Source organism: Micromonospora sp. NPDC000121 (genome assembly GCF_042899165.1).
GTDB lineage: Bacteria > Actinomycetota > Actinomycetes > Mycobacteriales > Micromonosporaceae > Micromonospora.
In genome coordinates this window covers 865,522-878,818 of the sequence record NZ_JBIAZP010000001.1, presented here as the reverse complement: position 1 = coordinate 878,818, position 13,297 = coordinate 865,522, and the positions used below count along the sequence as shown (strand labels likewise).

Sequence of the window (13,297 nt, the reverse complement as noted above, 5' to 3'; positions counted from 1 at the left end):
CAGGACGATCCGAGCCCGCCCTGGGCGGCCACGCCCGCCCGCCGGGCGGCACCCGAACTCCGACCCGCCGCGCCGTTCGGCCGCCTGGCCCGCCGCGCGCCCCCGGTGCCTGGCTGACCCCGCCGGGGGTGCAGACCCGGACGCGACGCCGGGCCAGGAGCACCGGGCCGGACGGGTGGTGCCCGGCCGGCCCGGGACGCGTCAGGTCGTCAGCTCAGGCCGCCGAAGAGGGTGGTCACCGAACCGTCATCGAACACCTCGCGGATCGCCCGCGCCAGCAGCGGCGCGATCGACAGCACGGTGATCTTGTCGAGCTGCTTCTCCGGCGGCAGCGGCAGCGTGTTGGTCACCACGACCTCGCTGATCGGGCTGTTCTTCAGCCGCTCCGTCGCCGGGTCGGAGAGCAGGGCGTGGGTGGAGGCGACGATCACGTCGGCCGCGCCGGACTCCCGGAGGATGTCCGCCGCCTTGCAGATCGTGCCGCCCGTGTCGATCATGTCGTCGACGATCAGGCAGACCCGCCCCTCGACCTCGCCGACCACGCGGTTCGCCACCACCTGGTTCGGCTTCAGCGGATCCCGCGTCTTGTGGATGAAGGCCAGCGGGCAGCCGCCCAGCCGGTCGGTCCACCGCTCCGCCACCCGCACCCGGCCCGAGTCCGGCGCGACCACGGTCATCGGGCGGCCCGCGTACTTGTGCTGGACGTACTCGGCGAGGATGTCCATCGCGAACAGGTGGTCGACCGGGCCGTCGAAGAAGCCCTGGATCTGCGCGGTGTGCAGGTCGACGGTGAGGATGCGGTTCGCCCCGGCCGTCTTGAGCAGGTCGGCGATCAGACGCGCCGAGATCGGCTCCCGGCCGCGGTGCTTCTTGTCCTGCCGGGAGTACGGGTAGAACGGCAGGACCACGGTGATCCGCTTGGCCGAACCGCGCTTCAGCGCGTCGATCATGATCAGGGTCTCCATGACCCAGGTGTTGACCCCGTGCGTCACGGACTGCACCACGAAGGCGTCCGAACCGCGCACCGAGTCCTTGAAGCGTACGAAGATCTCACCGTTGGCGAACTCGTACGCGTCGGCCGGCGTCGGCGCGACGCCGAGCACCTCACCGATCTCCTTGGCCAACTCCGGAAAGCCACGTCCGGAAAAAAGCATCAGGCTCTTGCGGTTTTCGGCGACGATGCTGCCCATGGGCCCGTCTGCTCCCGTTGGTCGGTGGTACCCGGCATGGTGGTGGTGGGCCGGGGACTATTCGGTTGCAGTATCCCCCGCGCCGGACGCCGGGCTGACCGCCTCGGCATCCCCGTGGATTGCCTCACCTTCACTTGCCCCGACAGCGCGCGCCGACGCACCCTCGTCGGCCCGATCAGCCCCACCAGCCCCACCGGCGCCGCCAGCCCCGCCAGCCCGCGCGGCCGCCGCAGCGGAGACCGTGCCGGCCCGCTTGCGGGCCACCCAGCCCTCGATGCTGCGCTGCGGCGCCCGGGTCACCCCGAGCGCGCCGGGCGGCACGTCCTGGGTGATCGCGCTGCCCGCCGCCACGTACGCCCCCGCGCCCACCTCGACCGGCGCGATCAGGCTGGTGTCGCAGCCGATGAAGGCGGCCTCGCCGACCGTCGTGCGGTGCTTGTTCACCCCGTCGTAGTTCACGAAGATCGTCGCCGCGCCGATGTTGGCCTTCGCGCCGATCGTCGCGTCCCCCACGTACGACAGGTGCGGCACCTTCGCGCCCGCGCCCACCTCGGAGTTCTTCACCTCGACGAACGTGCCGACCTTGGCCTTCTCCGCCAGCCGGGCGTCCGGCCGCAGGTACGCGTACGGCCCGACGGTGGCTCCCGGGCCGACCTCGGCGCCCACCGCGTGGCTGCGCAGCACGGTGGCGCCCGGGCCGACCACGGTGTCGATCAGCGTCACGTCCGGCCCGACGACCGCGCCGGTGCCGACCACCGTGCCGCCGCGCAACTGGGTGTTCTGGTCGACCACCGCGTCCCGGTCCAGGGCGACCGTCACGTCGATCCACGTGGTCTCCGGGTCGAGCAGGCTGACCCCGGTGCGCATCCAGCCCTCGTTGACCCGGTCCCGCAACAGGCGGCGCAGCGCGGCCAGCTCGACCCGGTCGTTGCAGCCCAGCGTCTCGACGTGGTCGGCGGCGACGTGCACCGCCACCGGCTCGCCGGCCGAGACCAGCAGGCCGAAGACGTCGGTCAGGTACTCCTCGCCCTGGTCGTTGTCGGTCGACAGCTTGCCGAGCGCGTCGCGCAGCCGAGCCGCGTCGAACGCGTAGATGCCGGCGTTGATCTCCCGGATCGCGCGCTGCGCGGGGGTGGCGTCGCGCTCCTCGACGATCTGCTCCAGCCGCCCGTCGGCGTCCCGCACGATCCGGCCCAGGCCGGTCGGGTCGGGCACCTCCGCGGCGAGCACGGTCGCCGCCGCGCCCACCCCCTCGTGCGCCTCGACGAGCGCGGCCACCGTCTCCGGACGGAGCAGCGGCACGTCGCCGTTGATCACGACCACCGTGCCGGTCGCGTCCGGCGCGGCGTCCAGGGCGATCCGGACGGCGTGCCCCGTGCCGAGCTGCTCGGCCTGGAGCACCGGCGTGGCCCGGGGGGCGATCTCCGCCAGGTGCGCGCGGACCTGGTCGGCGCCGTGCCCCACCACGACCACCGTGCGGTCGGCGGCCAGTGGCGCGGCCGCGGTGAGCACGTGGCCGACGAGGGTACGACCGAGCAGCGGATGCAGCACCTTGGGCAGCGCCGACTTCATCCGCTTGCCCTCCCCGGCGGCGAGCACGACAACGGTGCGGAGGTGGGGCTGGGACACGACGCGGGCTCCCGTCGGGACGGCGGACAGTCTCGCGGCCATGCTAACCAGACATCGTCCGCGACGAGCGGAAGCTCCCGGGAGAGGACTCGAACCCCTACAATCAGGACCAAAACCTGACGTCCTGCCATTAGACGACCCGGGACGGTCTAAAACGGACAAGAATTCGGCCCGTCGGCCCCTACACCTTAGCGCCCCCAGTCCGAGACGCCATCGCTCATTCCCTTCATGATCCCCTCGATCTTCCAGTAGAGGCGGCTCGATCGCAGGACGTTGACGGTAAGGCAGCCCCGGTAGCCCTCTCCGACGTTCTGCCGTTTTGGATGCTGACCCGGAACCGCAACGCGGCCGGGCCGACTCCGAGCGCCTCCACGAACCGGAGGAACAACAACACCAGGACCGGGTCGCTGTTGACGAACTTGACGCGGCAGTCGTTGGGTCGCCATGGCTTGGCCTTGCCGCCCTCGCACCAGTAGATCGCCGCGCCGACGAGGATCAACTCCCGGCGGCGCCGCTGCTTCACCCAGGCCGCGACCTTCGCCACCGCCTCCGCCCGGGCGGCGTCGCGAGCCTCGCGGTGCTGGCCCCACTGCGCGTCGGTCATCACCTTGGAGTGCGCCTGCCGGCGCGCCCTCGCCTCCTCTGAGTCGCGGTCGATCGGGAGGTGACGGACCCACCGGAACGCGGTGGAACGTGCCACGCCGACGCGCTTCGCGATCTCCGGGACGGTGCATCCTCGCCGGCGCAGGCGAAGCGCTTCCTCGTACAGCTCTGGGACTGGCCCGCGACCCGTCGGCCGAGGAAATGGTCATGAACAGCACGCTAGAACGCAGGTACGACAGCCCCGAACATTCATTCCCGCCGCTGTCCGCTGCGCCCCCCGGGAACCTAAGTTACGGTGACGTAGGCGTAACTTCGTGATCTTCCGTCCCTCTGCGAGGTGCCATGTCCACCACACTCCTCGAGCCCGCCGCAGCCGGCCCCAAACCCCTTACCCAGGGCAGCCAGTCCCGAGGCATCCTCGTCGCCCTCTGGGCCTTCGTGGTGGTTCCCTTCCTGGCCCTCGTCGCCGCCGTACCGGTCGCCTGGGGCGGCTGGCTGAGCTGGACCGATGTGGCCGTCGCCGCGGTCTGGTACGTGATCTCCGGGCTGGGCATCACCGTCGGCTACCACCGGTACTTCACGCACGGCTCGTTCAAGGCGAAGCGGTGGCTGCGGGTGGCGCTGGCGGTCTCGGGCTCGCTGGCGGTGCAGGGCGAGATCATCCAGTGGGTGGCCGACCACCGGCGCCATCACGCCTTCTCCGACCTGGAGGGCGACCCGCACTCGCCGTGGCGGTTCGGGGAGAGCGTCGGCGGCCTGGTCAAGGGCCTGTTCCACGCGCACGTCGGCTGGCTGTTCGGCCGGGAGTTGTCCAACCGGAAGCGGTTCGCCCCGGACCTGCTCGCCGACCGCGACATCAACCGGGTGGACCGGCTCTTCCCGCTGCTGGTGACCGTCTCGGTGCTGGGGCCCGCGCTGATGGGCGGCCTGCTCACCTGGTCGTGGCAGGGCGCGCTGACCGCCCTCTTCTGGGGCGGCCTGGTCCGCATCGCGCTGCTGCACCACGTGACCTGGTCGATCAACTCGGTGTGCCACGTCTACGGCGAGCGGCCGTTCGCGATGCGCCAGGGCGACCGGGCGTCGAACTTCTGGCCGCTGGCGATCCTGTCGCTGGGCGAGAGTTGGCACAACCTGCACCACGCCGACCCGACCAGTGCCCGGCACGGCGTGCTGCGGGGTCAGGTGGACATCTCGGCGCGGGTGATCTGGCTGTTCGAGCGGGTCGGCGCGGCCTGGGACGTGCGCTGGCCGAAGCCCGAACGCATCGCGGCGAAACTCGTCAAGCCGGTCACCGAGCAGTAAACCGGGCGGTGCCTACGGAGGCTACCTGGCAGTATGGCCGGGTGACCGAGCACAGCGGGGGCAACGACGGACGGACCGGCGCCGTGGCGGCCGGGCCCGGCGGGGATACGGTCGGACGGCGCGGCGGCGCCACCCGGCCGGCCGCCGGTGGGGCGGCCGGATGAGCCAGCACACCGGCGGGACCATCCCACGACAGGGCGTCACCGAGCGCCGGCGGAGCGACGACATGGCGGATGTCCCTGGCAGCGACGGCAGCACCGGCCGGCGGCGAGCGGTCGCCGCCGGCAAGCCCTCCGCACGGGTACGCATGTCGGCCGCCCAGCGCCGCGAGCAGCTCATCTCGATCGCCCGGCAGATCTTCGCCGAGCGCGGGTTCGACGCCACCTCCATAGAGGAGGTGGCGGCCCGCGCGAAGGTCTCCAAGCCGGTGGTCTACGAGCACTTCGGCGGCAAGGAGGGGCTCTACGCGGTGGTGGTGGACCGGGAGGTCCGGGCCCTGCTGGACCGGATCACCACGGCCCTGACGGCCGGCCACCCACGGGAGCTGCTGGAGCAGGCGGCGATGGCCCTGCTGACGTACATCGAGGAGGAGACCAGCGGCTTTCGGGTGCTGGTGCGCGAGTCGCCGGTGCTGTCGGCGACGGGCAACTTCAGCAGCGTGATGAACGACGTCGCGCACCAGGTGGAGCACATCCTGGGCGCGGAGTTCTCCAGCCGTGGGTACGACCCGAAGCTGGCCGAACTCTACTCGCAGGCGCTGGTGGGTATGGTGGCGCTGACGGGCCGCTGGTGGCTGGAGGTGCGCAAGCCGCGGAAGGAGACGGTGGCGGCGCACCTGGTCAACCTGGCCTGGAACGGGCTGTCGCACCTGGAGGCCAAGCCGGGCCTGATCACGGTGCGGGGGCGCTGAGCGCCACCGGACGTCGGCGAGCGGCAACCGCCGGCCATTGCTGGGCCTCCGGACCGTCAGCGGGTGTGTGCCTCGGAGACGGGGTGGTGGCGGTGGAGCCGCTCCGCCTCGGCGTGCTCGTCGGTGCCGACCTTGTCGTAGAGGCCGGTGCCGAGCAGGAGGAGGCCGAAGAGCATCGACACGATGACGGTGGACATCGAGAAGTTGAGGAAGTTGGCCTCGGTCTGGAGCACGGCCATCATGAGGATGCTGGTGACCAGGAAGACGACCCCGGCGGTCAGGTTCATGTAGTGGCCGAGGTTGCCGCGCCGGGATGCGCCGACGATCAGCACGATCCCGAAGATCACCGAGGCCAGCGAGAACGCCAGGTTGGTGCGAAGCCCGAGGACCCAGGTGTCGCCCCGGTCGAAGAGCGGTTCGCCCACCGTCTGGACGGTGCCCCAGACCCCGAAGACCAGGATGTAGAGCCCGACCAGCCCGGCGAGGACCCGGTAGATCGGCCGCGCCGGGTGGTTCACCGGAAAGTGCGCCATGACCCCTCCGCCCGAGTAGTGACGATCACCCGATTGTCACCCGGGCAGACGCCCGATGTCCGGCAAAACACCCGGATACCACACCCGGCAGAGGCGGAACCACAAAGGTCCCACCCCACCGGCCGCAGGGCCGGAACGGAGCGGGACCACGTCGGTCGTCGCCGGAGCCCGACCCGCGCAGGGATCAAGCCTGACCGCCCGGAGCGGGGCGGGCTCCGGCGACGACCCGGAGAGCAGCGAACGGCTCAGAGCACGAGGCGGGCCTTCTGCCAGGCCTCCTTCTCCGCGTCGGTGCCGACCTTGCCGTACATGCCGACCATCAGCAGGACCAGGCTGACCACCATCAGCACGATGACGGTGATGATGTTGAAGTTGAAGATGTTGGCCTCGGTCTGGATGAAGGCGAGACCGGCGAGGCTGACCACCATGATGGCGTACGCCAGCCACTGGTTGATCATGACGTCGATGTTGCGACCGATCACGGTGCCGGCCAGCACCGCCGCCCCGAGCAGGGCGCTGAGCAGCGAGAAGCCGAGGTTCGTGCCCTGGCCGAGGACCTGGGTGTCGTCCTGGGCGAGAACCTCGTTACCGGCGCTCGCGATGATGCCGAGCACGCCGAAGGCCACCAGGTACAGACCGGTCAGCCCGCCGATCGCCCGGTAGACCGGCCGCGCGGGGTGGTTGACGGGGGTGTGGGCCATGTCTGTGTCTCCAACGCCGTTCGGGTGAGGGGTCGCGGACGATTGTCCCGCACGTGGCGGTGTGACGCCGCACACGGGGGGCCTCCCGCGTGCGGCGCGAACGACGAGGGTCGCTCAGCTCGCCGGGATCTCGTCCGCCAGGGTCAGCCAGGTCTCCTCGGTCCGTTCCCGCTCGGCCCGCAGCTCCTTGAGCTGCGCGTCGAGTTCGGCGACCTTGGCGTAGTCGGTGGCGTGCGCGGCGAGCTGGTCGAGCAGGGTGGCTTCCTTCTGCTCGAGCTTGGCGATCTGCCGTTCCAGCCGGGCCAGTTCCTTGCGGGCCTGGCGCGCCTCGGCGGCGGACATGCCGGTCCCGGCGGCCGGCGCGTCGGAGCGGGCCGCGGAGGCCGGCTCGGTCGGGGCCGGGCCGGGTCGGCCGGCGGCCCGGGCGAGGTACTCGTCGACGCCGCCGGGCAGGTGCACCAGCCGGCCGTCGCCGAACATCCCGTACGCGACGTCGGCGACCCGCTCGATCAGGTAGCGGTCGTGGCTGGCCACGACGATGGTGCCGGGCCAGGAGTCGAGCAGGTCCTCCAGCGCGGCGAGGGTGTCGGTGTCGAGGTCGTTGGTGGGCTCGTCGAACAGGAGCACGTTGGGTTCGCCGGCGAGCAGCCGGAGCATCTGCAACCGGCGGCGCTCGCCGCCGGACAGGTCGCTGACCGGGGTCCAGAGCCGCCGGTCGTCGAAGCCGAACACCTCGGCGAGCTGGGCGGCGGAGACCTCCCGGTCGCCGAGCTGCACCCGGCGGGCGACCTCCTCGACGGCTTCGAGCACCCGCAGGTGGCCGGGCAGCTCGGCCAGCTCCTGGGAGAGGAAGGCCGGCCGGACCGTCGAGCCGGTGGCGAGGCGCCCGTCGTCGGGGCGGGTGACGCCGGCCAGCATCCGCAGCAGGGTGGTCTTGCCGGCGCCGTTGCGGCCGAGGATCGCGATGCGGTCGCCCGGGCCGACCTGCCAGGTGACGTCGCGCAGGATCTCCTTCGGGCCGGCGTGCAGGGTCACCTGCTCCAGGTCGTACACCTGCTTGCCGAGCCGGGCGGTGGCGAGCCGTTGCAGCGACATGGTGTCGCGCGGCGGCGGGACGTCGGCGATGAGCGCGTTGGCCGCGTCGATGCGGAACTTCGGCTTCGAGGTGCGGGCCGGGGCGCCGCGGCGCAGCCAGGCGATCTCCTTGCGGAGCAGGTTCTGCCGGCGGGCCTCGGTGGCGGCGGCGACCCGCTCGCGCTCGACGCGGGCGAGGGTCCAGGCGGCGAAGCCGCCCTCGTACGCCCGGACGGTCTGGTCGGCGACCTCCCAGGTGGTGGTGCAGACGGCGTCGAGGAACCACCGGTCGTGGGTGACGACGACGAGCGCGCCCTTGCGGCCGACGAGGTGGCGGGCCAGCCAGTCGACGCCGCCGACGTCGAGGTGGTTGGTGGGCTCGTCGAGGATGAGCAGGTCGGACTCCCGGACCAGCAGCGCCGCGAGGGCCACGCGGCGCCGTTCGCCGCCGGACATCGGGCCGACCGGCTGGTCGAGCCCGAGGTGGGGCATGCCGAGGCCGTCGAGGATGGCGCGGACGCCGGCGTCGCCGGCCCACTCGTGCTCGGCGCCCATGCTCTCGCCGAGCCAGGCGGTGCCGAGGACCACGTCCCGGACGGTGGCGTCGGGGGCGAGCGTGAGGCTCTGCGGCAGCCAGGCGACCCGCAGGTCGCGGCGGTGGGTGACCCGCCCGTCGTCCGGTTCCTCCTGCTTGGTGAGCATCCGCAGCAGGGTGGACTTGCCGGCGCCGTTGAGGCCGACCACGCCGATCCGGTCGGCGTCGTCGAGGCCGAGCGAGACGTCGGTGAGCAGCGGCCCGGCGGCGCCGTAGCCCTTGGACACCCGGTCCAGGTTGACGATGTTGGCCACGACCTCACCTCCCATGATCAAGGCGTCCCCGTGCCGGTCGGCACCTGGGACGCCTGAGCCTCCCAGGGTACGCGGACGTCGGGGCCCGCCCCGGCCGGAGCCGGGCCCGCCGCGGATCAACCGACGGCGGGGCCGGCTTGTTCCAGGTCAGGCGGGCGCCGGGGGCGTCGGCGGTCAGATGATGCGGGCGCCGGCGACCGGGCCGTGGGCGGTCCGCGCCTCGCGGCACACCCCGGCGGACGCCAACTCGGCGGCGATCCGCTCGGCGTCAACGGCGTCCACGGCGAGGAAGACGCAGGTCGGCCCCGAGCCGGAGACGATGCCGGCGAGCGCGCCGGCGGCCTCGCCGGCCTTCAGGGTCGCCGCCAGCGAGGGGCGCATGGCCAGGGCGGCGTCCTGGAGGTCGTTGCCGAGGGTCGCGGCGAGCACCCGCGGGTCCCGCTGGCGCAGCGCGGCGAGCAGCGCGTCGGTGCTGCCCAGCGGCTCGCCGGCGGTGCCGGCGTCGCGGAGCCGGTCCAGTTCGCGGTAGGCGGCCGGGGTGGAGAGGCCGCCGTCGGCGACGGCCACCACCCAGTGCCAGGAGGTGGGGCGGGCCAGCACCGGGCTGACCGCCTCCCCTCGGCCGGTGCCGAGCGCGGTGCCGCCGTGGATCAGGAACGGCACGTCGGAGCCCAGGTCGGCGGCGATCCCGGCCAGCTCGTCGCGGGACAGCCCGGTGCCCCAGAGCGCGTCGCAGGCGACCAGCGCGGCGGCGGCGTCGGCGCTGCCCCCGGCCAGCCCGCCCGCCAGCGGGATCTGCTTGCGCAGGTGCAGCCGGGCGTGTGGGGTCACCCCGGCGTACCCGGCGAGGGCGTGGGCCGCCCGGACGACCAGGTTGGAGTCGTCCAGGGCCAGCTCGCCGGCGCCCTCGCCCTCCATGGTGAGGGCGAGCGTGTCGCCCCGGCGGGCGGTCAGCTCGTCGTAGATGGAGATGGCGTGGTAGACGGTGTTCAGCTCGTGGTAGCCGTCGCGGCGCAGCGGCCCCACCCCGAGATGCAGGTTGACCTTGGCGGGCACCCGGACCCGCACCGGTCCGCTGGCGCCGCGCCGCCGCTGGTCGTCCTCGTCGTCCGGTCCCCAGGCCTCGGTCACGGGGCGGTGTCCCGCAGGCGCAGGCGGATGTCGAACGGCTTCTCCACGATCAGCTCCTCGGCGGCGTCGGCGGCCGGCTGGCACCGGCCGTCGACCAGGTCGTACGCGTACACGTGCGGGTGGCCCTGGGCGGGCACGGCGTCAGCCTACTGTGCGGCCGACGGGGCGGCCGGGGCCGACGCGGCGATGGCGGCGAACTGCTCGACGGAGAGCGACTCGCCGCGCGCGGCGGGGTCGACCCCGGCGGCGGCGAGCGCGGCGGCCGCCCGGTCCGCGCCGCCGGCCCAGCCGGCCAGCGCGGCGCGCAGGGTCTTGCGGCGCTGCGCGAACGCCGCGTCCACCACGGCGAAGACCCGTTCCCGCGGTACGTCGTCGCGGGGCGGCTCGCGGCGGGTGAAGGCGACCAGTCCGGAGTCGACGTTCGGCACCGGCCAGAACACGTTCGGCGGTACCTTCCCGGCGGCGCGGGCTCGGGCGTACCAGGCGAGCTTGACCGACGGAACGCCGTACACCTTGGAACCGGGGCCGGCGACGAGCCGGTCGGCGACCTCCTTCTGCACCATCACCAGGCCGTGCCGCAGGCTGGGCAGCTCGGCGAGCAGGTGCAGCACCACCGGCACGGCCACGTTGTAGGGCAGGTTCGCCACCAGCGCGGTCGGCGCCGGGTCGGCCAGGTCGGCGGCGCGTACGCGCAGCGCGTCGGCGTGGTGCACGGTGAGCCGGGCGGCGTCCGGGCCGGCGTGCCGGGCGGCGGTCTCGGGCAGCGCACCGGCCAGCGTCGGGTCGATCTCCACCGCGTGCACGTGGGCGGCGGCGGGGAGCAGGGCCAGGGTGAGCGAGCCGAGGCCGGGGCCGACCTCCAGCGCCACGTCGTCCGGGGTCAGCCCGGCGGTGGTGACGATGCGCCGCACCGTGTTCGGGTCGTGCACGAAGTTCTGGCCGAGCCTCTTGGTGGGGGCGACGCCCAGCCGGGCGGCCAGTTCCCGGATCTCCGCCGGGCCGAGGAGACCGGTCACGCCCCGTAGCCTATGCGGGCCGGCGCGGGTGTGCGGAGGGGGCCCGTGGCGGGGGACCCGCCGGGCCTCACCACCCGGCTCGGCGGCGTCGGCGCGGAGGTCACCACGGGCCGAAGACGCGGTCGCCGGTGGCGGAGATGGCGGCGCAGAGGTCGTCCAGGTCCGCGCCGGTCGTCTCGGCCAGCGACCGGACCGTCAGCGGGATCAGGTACGACGCGTTGGGCCGGCCGCGGTGCGGCATCGGGGTCAGGTACGGCGCGTCGGTCTCCACCAGGATCTGGTCGAGCGGGGTCAGCGCGGCGGCCTCGCGTAGCGCCCCGGCGCTGCCGAAGGTGACCGTGCCGGCGAAGCTGAGCAGGTAGCCGCGGCGGACACACTCGGCGGCGAAGTCGGCGTCGCCGGAGAAGCAGTGCAGCACCACGGTGTCGGGGGCGCCCTCGTCGTCGAGGATCCGCAGCACGTCGGCGTGGGCCTCGCGGTCGTGGATGACCAGCGCCTTGCCGTACCGCTTGGCGATGGCGATGTGCGCGCGGAAGCTCTCCTCCTGCACGGCCCGCCCCTCCTCCCCGGTGCGGAAGAAGTCCATTCCGGTCTCGCCGACGCCGCGTACCCGGTCGCGGGCGGCGAGCGCCTCGATCTCGCGCAGCGCCTCGTCGAGGTCGGCCAGGCGGGGCGCCTCGTTCGGGTGCAGCGCCACGGTGGCCAGCACGGCGGGGTGGGCGTCGGCGGCGTCGGCGCCCCAGCGGGACGAGGCCACGTCCACCCCGACCTGCACGAGCCGGTCCACGCCGACCGAGGCGGCGACGGCGACGGCCGCGGCGACGGGGTCGTCCGTCGTGCCCCCGCCGGGCACGCCGGCCTCGCTGACGGTGATGTCGAGGTGGGTGTGGCTGTCCAGCACGGGACGGGGCAGCGGCTCGGGGGCGGGCGGGAACTCCCCGGCCCGGCGGGCGGCGCGCTGCTTGCGGGATTCGGTGGGCTCGCTCATCGCAGGCCAGCATCACACACCGTCGGCGGCCCGCGTCGCGGGGACGCCACCGGCCGTTCACCGACTCGGCACATGCCGGGCCTAGCGTCGGCGGGGTGACCGTCACCCCTCAGACCAGCGGCAACGGCCTCAGCGTCACGTACGGGGGCGCGGTGTACCCGGCGGAGGAGATCGCCCGGGGCGCGGCGTACGAGTTGTCCAGCGCCGCCGAGGCGCCCGGCTTCGAGTGGACCCGGCCGGGCACGACCCGGCCGTGGCGCAAGTTCGTGCACGCCACCGAGGTCACCGACGTGCGTCCGGTGACGGAGCCGGTCGAGGAGCCGGAGGCGCCGCTGCTGGTGCCGCTGCACCGGGAGCGGGGCTGGTCGTACGTGCAGCAGCTCAGCCAGCAGCCGTCGGCGGCCGGTGACCCGACGCTGACGGCGGTGCGTGCCTCGGCGGTGGTCCGGCGTGGCACCCGCATGGTGAAGGTGCTCTCCGCCCGGCAGCTCGCCGGGCACGTGCGGGGCTGGCTGCCGCACGGCTTCTGCTACCGGGAGCACGACGTGGCGCACCTGCGTACCCCGGCGGCGACGACCGTGCTGCGCACCGACGGCTCGGACGGCCGCGACGGCGCGGACGTGACCTACGCGCTGCGCTGGCGGGCCGCCGACCCGGACGACTACGACGTGCCGGTCGGCGAGGCGCACCGCGGCCTGACGGCGCTGGCGCCCCGGGACCGGCTCGGCGCGGCGGTCCTCGGCACGGGGTTCGCGCCGAGCAACGGACAGCTCGTTCCGGAGTTCGTCACGCGGGACTTCGCGGACCTGCCGATGCCGGCGAACGCCACCCTGCTCGCCTACCCGGGAGACGGTTCGGAGGTGGTGCTCTACAGCTACCAGGCCGAGCAGCGCGGCTGGCTGCGGATGGTCGGCCCGCAGTGGCGGCACCTGCTCGCGGCGGTGCCGGGGCTCTCCCCCGACCAGGAGTACGTGCCGACGGGCGAGGCGCCCCGCTCCACCCGGCTGGTCGGTGGCTTCGCCGGCGGCGAGTACGAGGCGGTGGCCGACCTGCCGGGCGGGTTCCGGGTGCTGGCGATGACCCGCGCCGCCCGGTACCCGGTGGAGTGGGCGGCCCGCCGGCTGCGGCTGGCTGACTGGCGGGGCGTGCCCTGCCTGGTGCTGCGGGAGGAGACGGGCTGGCTCCGCCTGCGGCTGCGCCGACCGGATCCGGACGCGGTGGCGGAGACCGGGGCGCAGTGCCAGGAGCGGGGCGTCTACGAGGCGTGGGCGCCGTCCGCCGAGGTCGCCGAGGACCGGGTGGTGGACCTGCCGTACCGGCTCTGACCCGGCGGCATATCCGAGGACGGGTTGGGAACCCGCACGCGTCGGA

Annotated in this window: 13 protein-coding genes, 1 tRNA gene and 1 pseudogene; 3 read left to right on the top strand and 12 right to left on the bottom strand. The window is 73.6% G+C overall.

What is annotated here, in order from left to right; genetic code table 11:
* Positions 1–209: 209 nt before the first annotated feature.
* The 5 genes and pseudogenes from ACFY23_RS04320 to ACFY23_RS04300 all read right to left on the bottom strand — a co-directional run.
* Positions 210–1,190 carry a ribose-phosphate diphosphokinase gene (locus tag ACFY23_RS04320; protein WP_350684218.1) on the bottom strand — a complete coding sequence of 327 codons (981 nt, stop codon included), beginning with the start codon at positions 1,188–1,190 and terminating at the stop codon, positions 210–212.
* Between the two features lie 57 nt (positions 1,191–1,247).
* Positions 1,248–2,861: a bifunctional UDP-N-acetylglucosamine diphosphorylase/glucosamine-1-phosphate N-acetyltransferase GlmU gene (gene glmU / locus ACFY23_RS04315; protein WP_350684217.1), complete on the bottom strand. Its 1,614-nt coding sequence runs from the start codon at positions 2,859–2,861 to the stop codon at positions 1,248–1,250.
* Between the two features lie 32 nt (positions 2,862–2,893).
* Positions 2,894–2,964: transfer RNA gene (locus tag ACFY23_RS04310), tRNA-Gln, on the bottom strand.
* A gap of 81 nt (positions 2,965–3,045) precedes the next feature.
* Positions 3,046–3,423, bottom strand: a complete 378-nt coding sequence (locus ACFY23_RS04305) for a hypothetical protein (RefSeq protein WP_350684216.1) — start codon at positions 3,421–3,423, stop codon at positions 3,046–3,048.
* A gap of 69 nt (positions 3,424–3,492) precedes the next feature.
* Positions 3,493–3,567, bottom strand: a pseudogene (locus ACFY23_RS04300) (helix-turn-helix domain-containing protein); the annotation flags it as partial.
* A gap of 197 nt (positions 3,568–3,764) precedes the next feature.
* On the opposite strand from ACFY23_RS04300, the gene ACFY23_RS04295 reads away from it, so the two are divergent.
* Positions 3,765–4,724 (top strand): acyl-CoA desaturase, encoded by a 960-nt coding sequence (locus tag ACFY23_RS04295; RefSeq protein ID WP_350684215.1) that lies wholly within the window; start codon positions 3,765–3,767, stop codon positions 4,722–4,724.
* A gap of 226 nt (positions 4,725–4,950) precedes the next feature.
* Positions 4,951–5,634 (top strand): TetR/AcrR family transcriptional regulator, encoded by a 684-nt coding sequence (locus ACFY23_RS04290; protein WP_350684214.1) that lies wholly within the window; start codon positions 4,951–4,953, stop codon positions 5,632–5,634.
* Positions 5,635–5,690: 56 nt separating this feature from the next.
* On the opposite strand, the gene ACFY23_RS04285 is transcribed toward ACFY23_RS04290, so the two are convergent.
* The 7 genes from ACFY23_RS04285 to ACFY23_RS04255 all read right to left on the bottom strand — a co-directional run bounded on the left by ACFY23_RS04285 (position 5,691) and on the right by ACFY23_RS04255 (position 11,926).
* Positions 5,691–6,167 (bottom strand): DUF4383 domain-containing protein, encoded by a 477-nt coding sequence (locus tag ACFY23_RS04285; RefSeq protein ID WP_350684213.1) that lies wholly within the window; start codon positions 6,165–6,167, stop codon positions 5,691–5,693.
* 245 nt (positions 6,168–6,412) lie between these two features.
* Positions 6,413–6,868 carry a DUF4383 domain-containing protein gene (locus ACFY23_RS04280; RefSeq protein ID WP_350684212.1) on the bottom strand — a complete coding sequence of 152 codons (456 nt, stop codon included), beginning with the start codon at positions 6,866–6,868 and terminating at the stop codon, positions 6,413–6,415.
* Between the two features lie 114 nt (positions 6,869–6,982).
* Complete coding sequence (locus ACFY23_RS04275; protein ID WP_350684211.1) at positions 6,983–8,791, bottom strand: ABC-F family ATP-binding cassette domain-containing protein; 1,809 nt, start codon at positions 8,789–8,791, stop codon at positions 6,983–6,985.
* Positions 8,792–8,965: 174 nt separating this feature from the next.
* The gene (locus ACFY23_RS04270) at positions 8,966–9,922 is read right to left on the bottom strand and encodes a 4-(cytidine 5'-diphospho)-2-C-methyl-D-erythritol kinase (protein ID WP_350684210.1); all 957 of its coding nucleotides are present in this window, start codon (positions 9,920–9,922) and stop codon (positions 8,966–8,968) included.
* Positions 9,919–10,059: a hypothetical protein gene (locus ACFY23_RS04265; RefSeq protein ID WP_350684209.1), complete on the bottom strand. Its 141-nt coding sequence runs from the start codon at positions 10,057–10,059 to the stop codon at positions 9,919–9,921. Before ACFY23_RS04265 ends, ACFY23_RS04270 begins: the two co-directional genes overlap by 4 nt.
* 9 nt (positions 10,060–10,068) lie before the next feature.
* Positions 10,069–10,938, bottom strand: a complete 870-nt coding sequence (gene rsmA, locus ACFY23_RS04260) for a 16S rRNA (adenine(1518)-N(6)/adenine(1519)-N(6))-dimethyltransferase RsmA (protein ID WP_350684208.1) — start codon at positions 10,936–10,938, stop codon at positions 10,069–10,071.
* 100 nt (positions 10,939–11,038) lie between these two features.
* Positions 11,039–11,926, bottom strand: a complete 888-nt coding sequence (locus ACFY23_RS04255; RefSeq protein ID WP_350684207.1) for a TatD family hydrolase — start codon at positions 11,924–11,926, stop codon at positions 11,039–11,041.
* Positions 11,927–12,021: 95 nt separating this feature from the next.
* Between ACFY23_RS04255 and ACFY23_RS04250 the strand changes: the two genes are divergently transcribed.
* Complete coding sequence (locus tag ACFY23_RS04250; protein WP_350684206.1) at positions 12,022–13,251, top strand: hypothetical protein; 1,230 nt, start codon at positions 12,022–12,024, stop codon at positions 13,249–13,251.
* The last annotated feature ends 46 nt before the right edge of the window (positions 13,252–13,297 follow it).

Coding starts and splice junctions, on each gene's coding strand:
- ACFY23_RS04320 (WP_350684218.1), bottom strand. CDS start 1,190: ATGGGCAGCATCGTCGCCGAAAACCGCAAGAGCCTGATGCTTTTTTCC.
- glmU (WP_350684217.1), bottom strand. CDS start 2,861: ATGGCCGCGAGACTGTCCGCCGTCCCGACGGGAGCCCGCGTCGTGTCC.
- ACFY23_RS04305 (WP_350684216.1), bottom strand. CDS start 3,423: ATGACCGACGCGCAGTGGGGCCAGCACCGCGAGGCTCGCGACGCCGCC.
- ACFY23_RS04295 (WP_350684215.1), top strand. CDS start 3,765: ATGTCCACCACACTCCTCGAGCCCGCCGCAGCCGGCCCCAAACCCCTT.
- ACFY23_RS04290 (WP_350684214.1), top strand. CDS start 4,951: ATGGCGGATGTCCCTGGCAGCGACGGCAGCACCGGCCGGCGGCGAGCG.
- ACFY23_RS04285 (WP_350684213.1), bottom strand. CDS start 6,167: ATGGCGCACTTTCCGGTGAACCACCCGGCGCGGCCGATCTACCGGGTC.
- ACFY23_RS04280 (WP_350684212.1), bottom strand. CDS start 6,868: ATGGCCCACACCCCCGTCAACCACCCCGCGCGGCCGGTCTACCGGGCG.
- ACFY23_RS04255 (WP_350684207.1), bottom strand. CDS start 11,926: ATGAGCGAGCCCACCGAATCCCGCAAGCAGCGCGCCGCCCGCCGGGCC.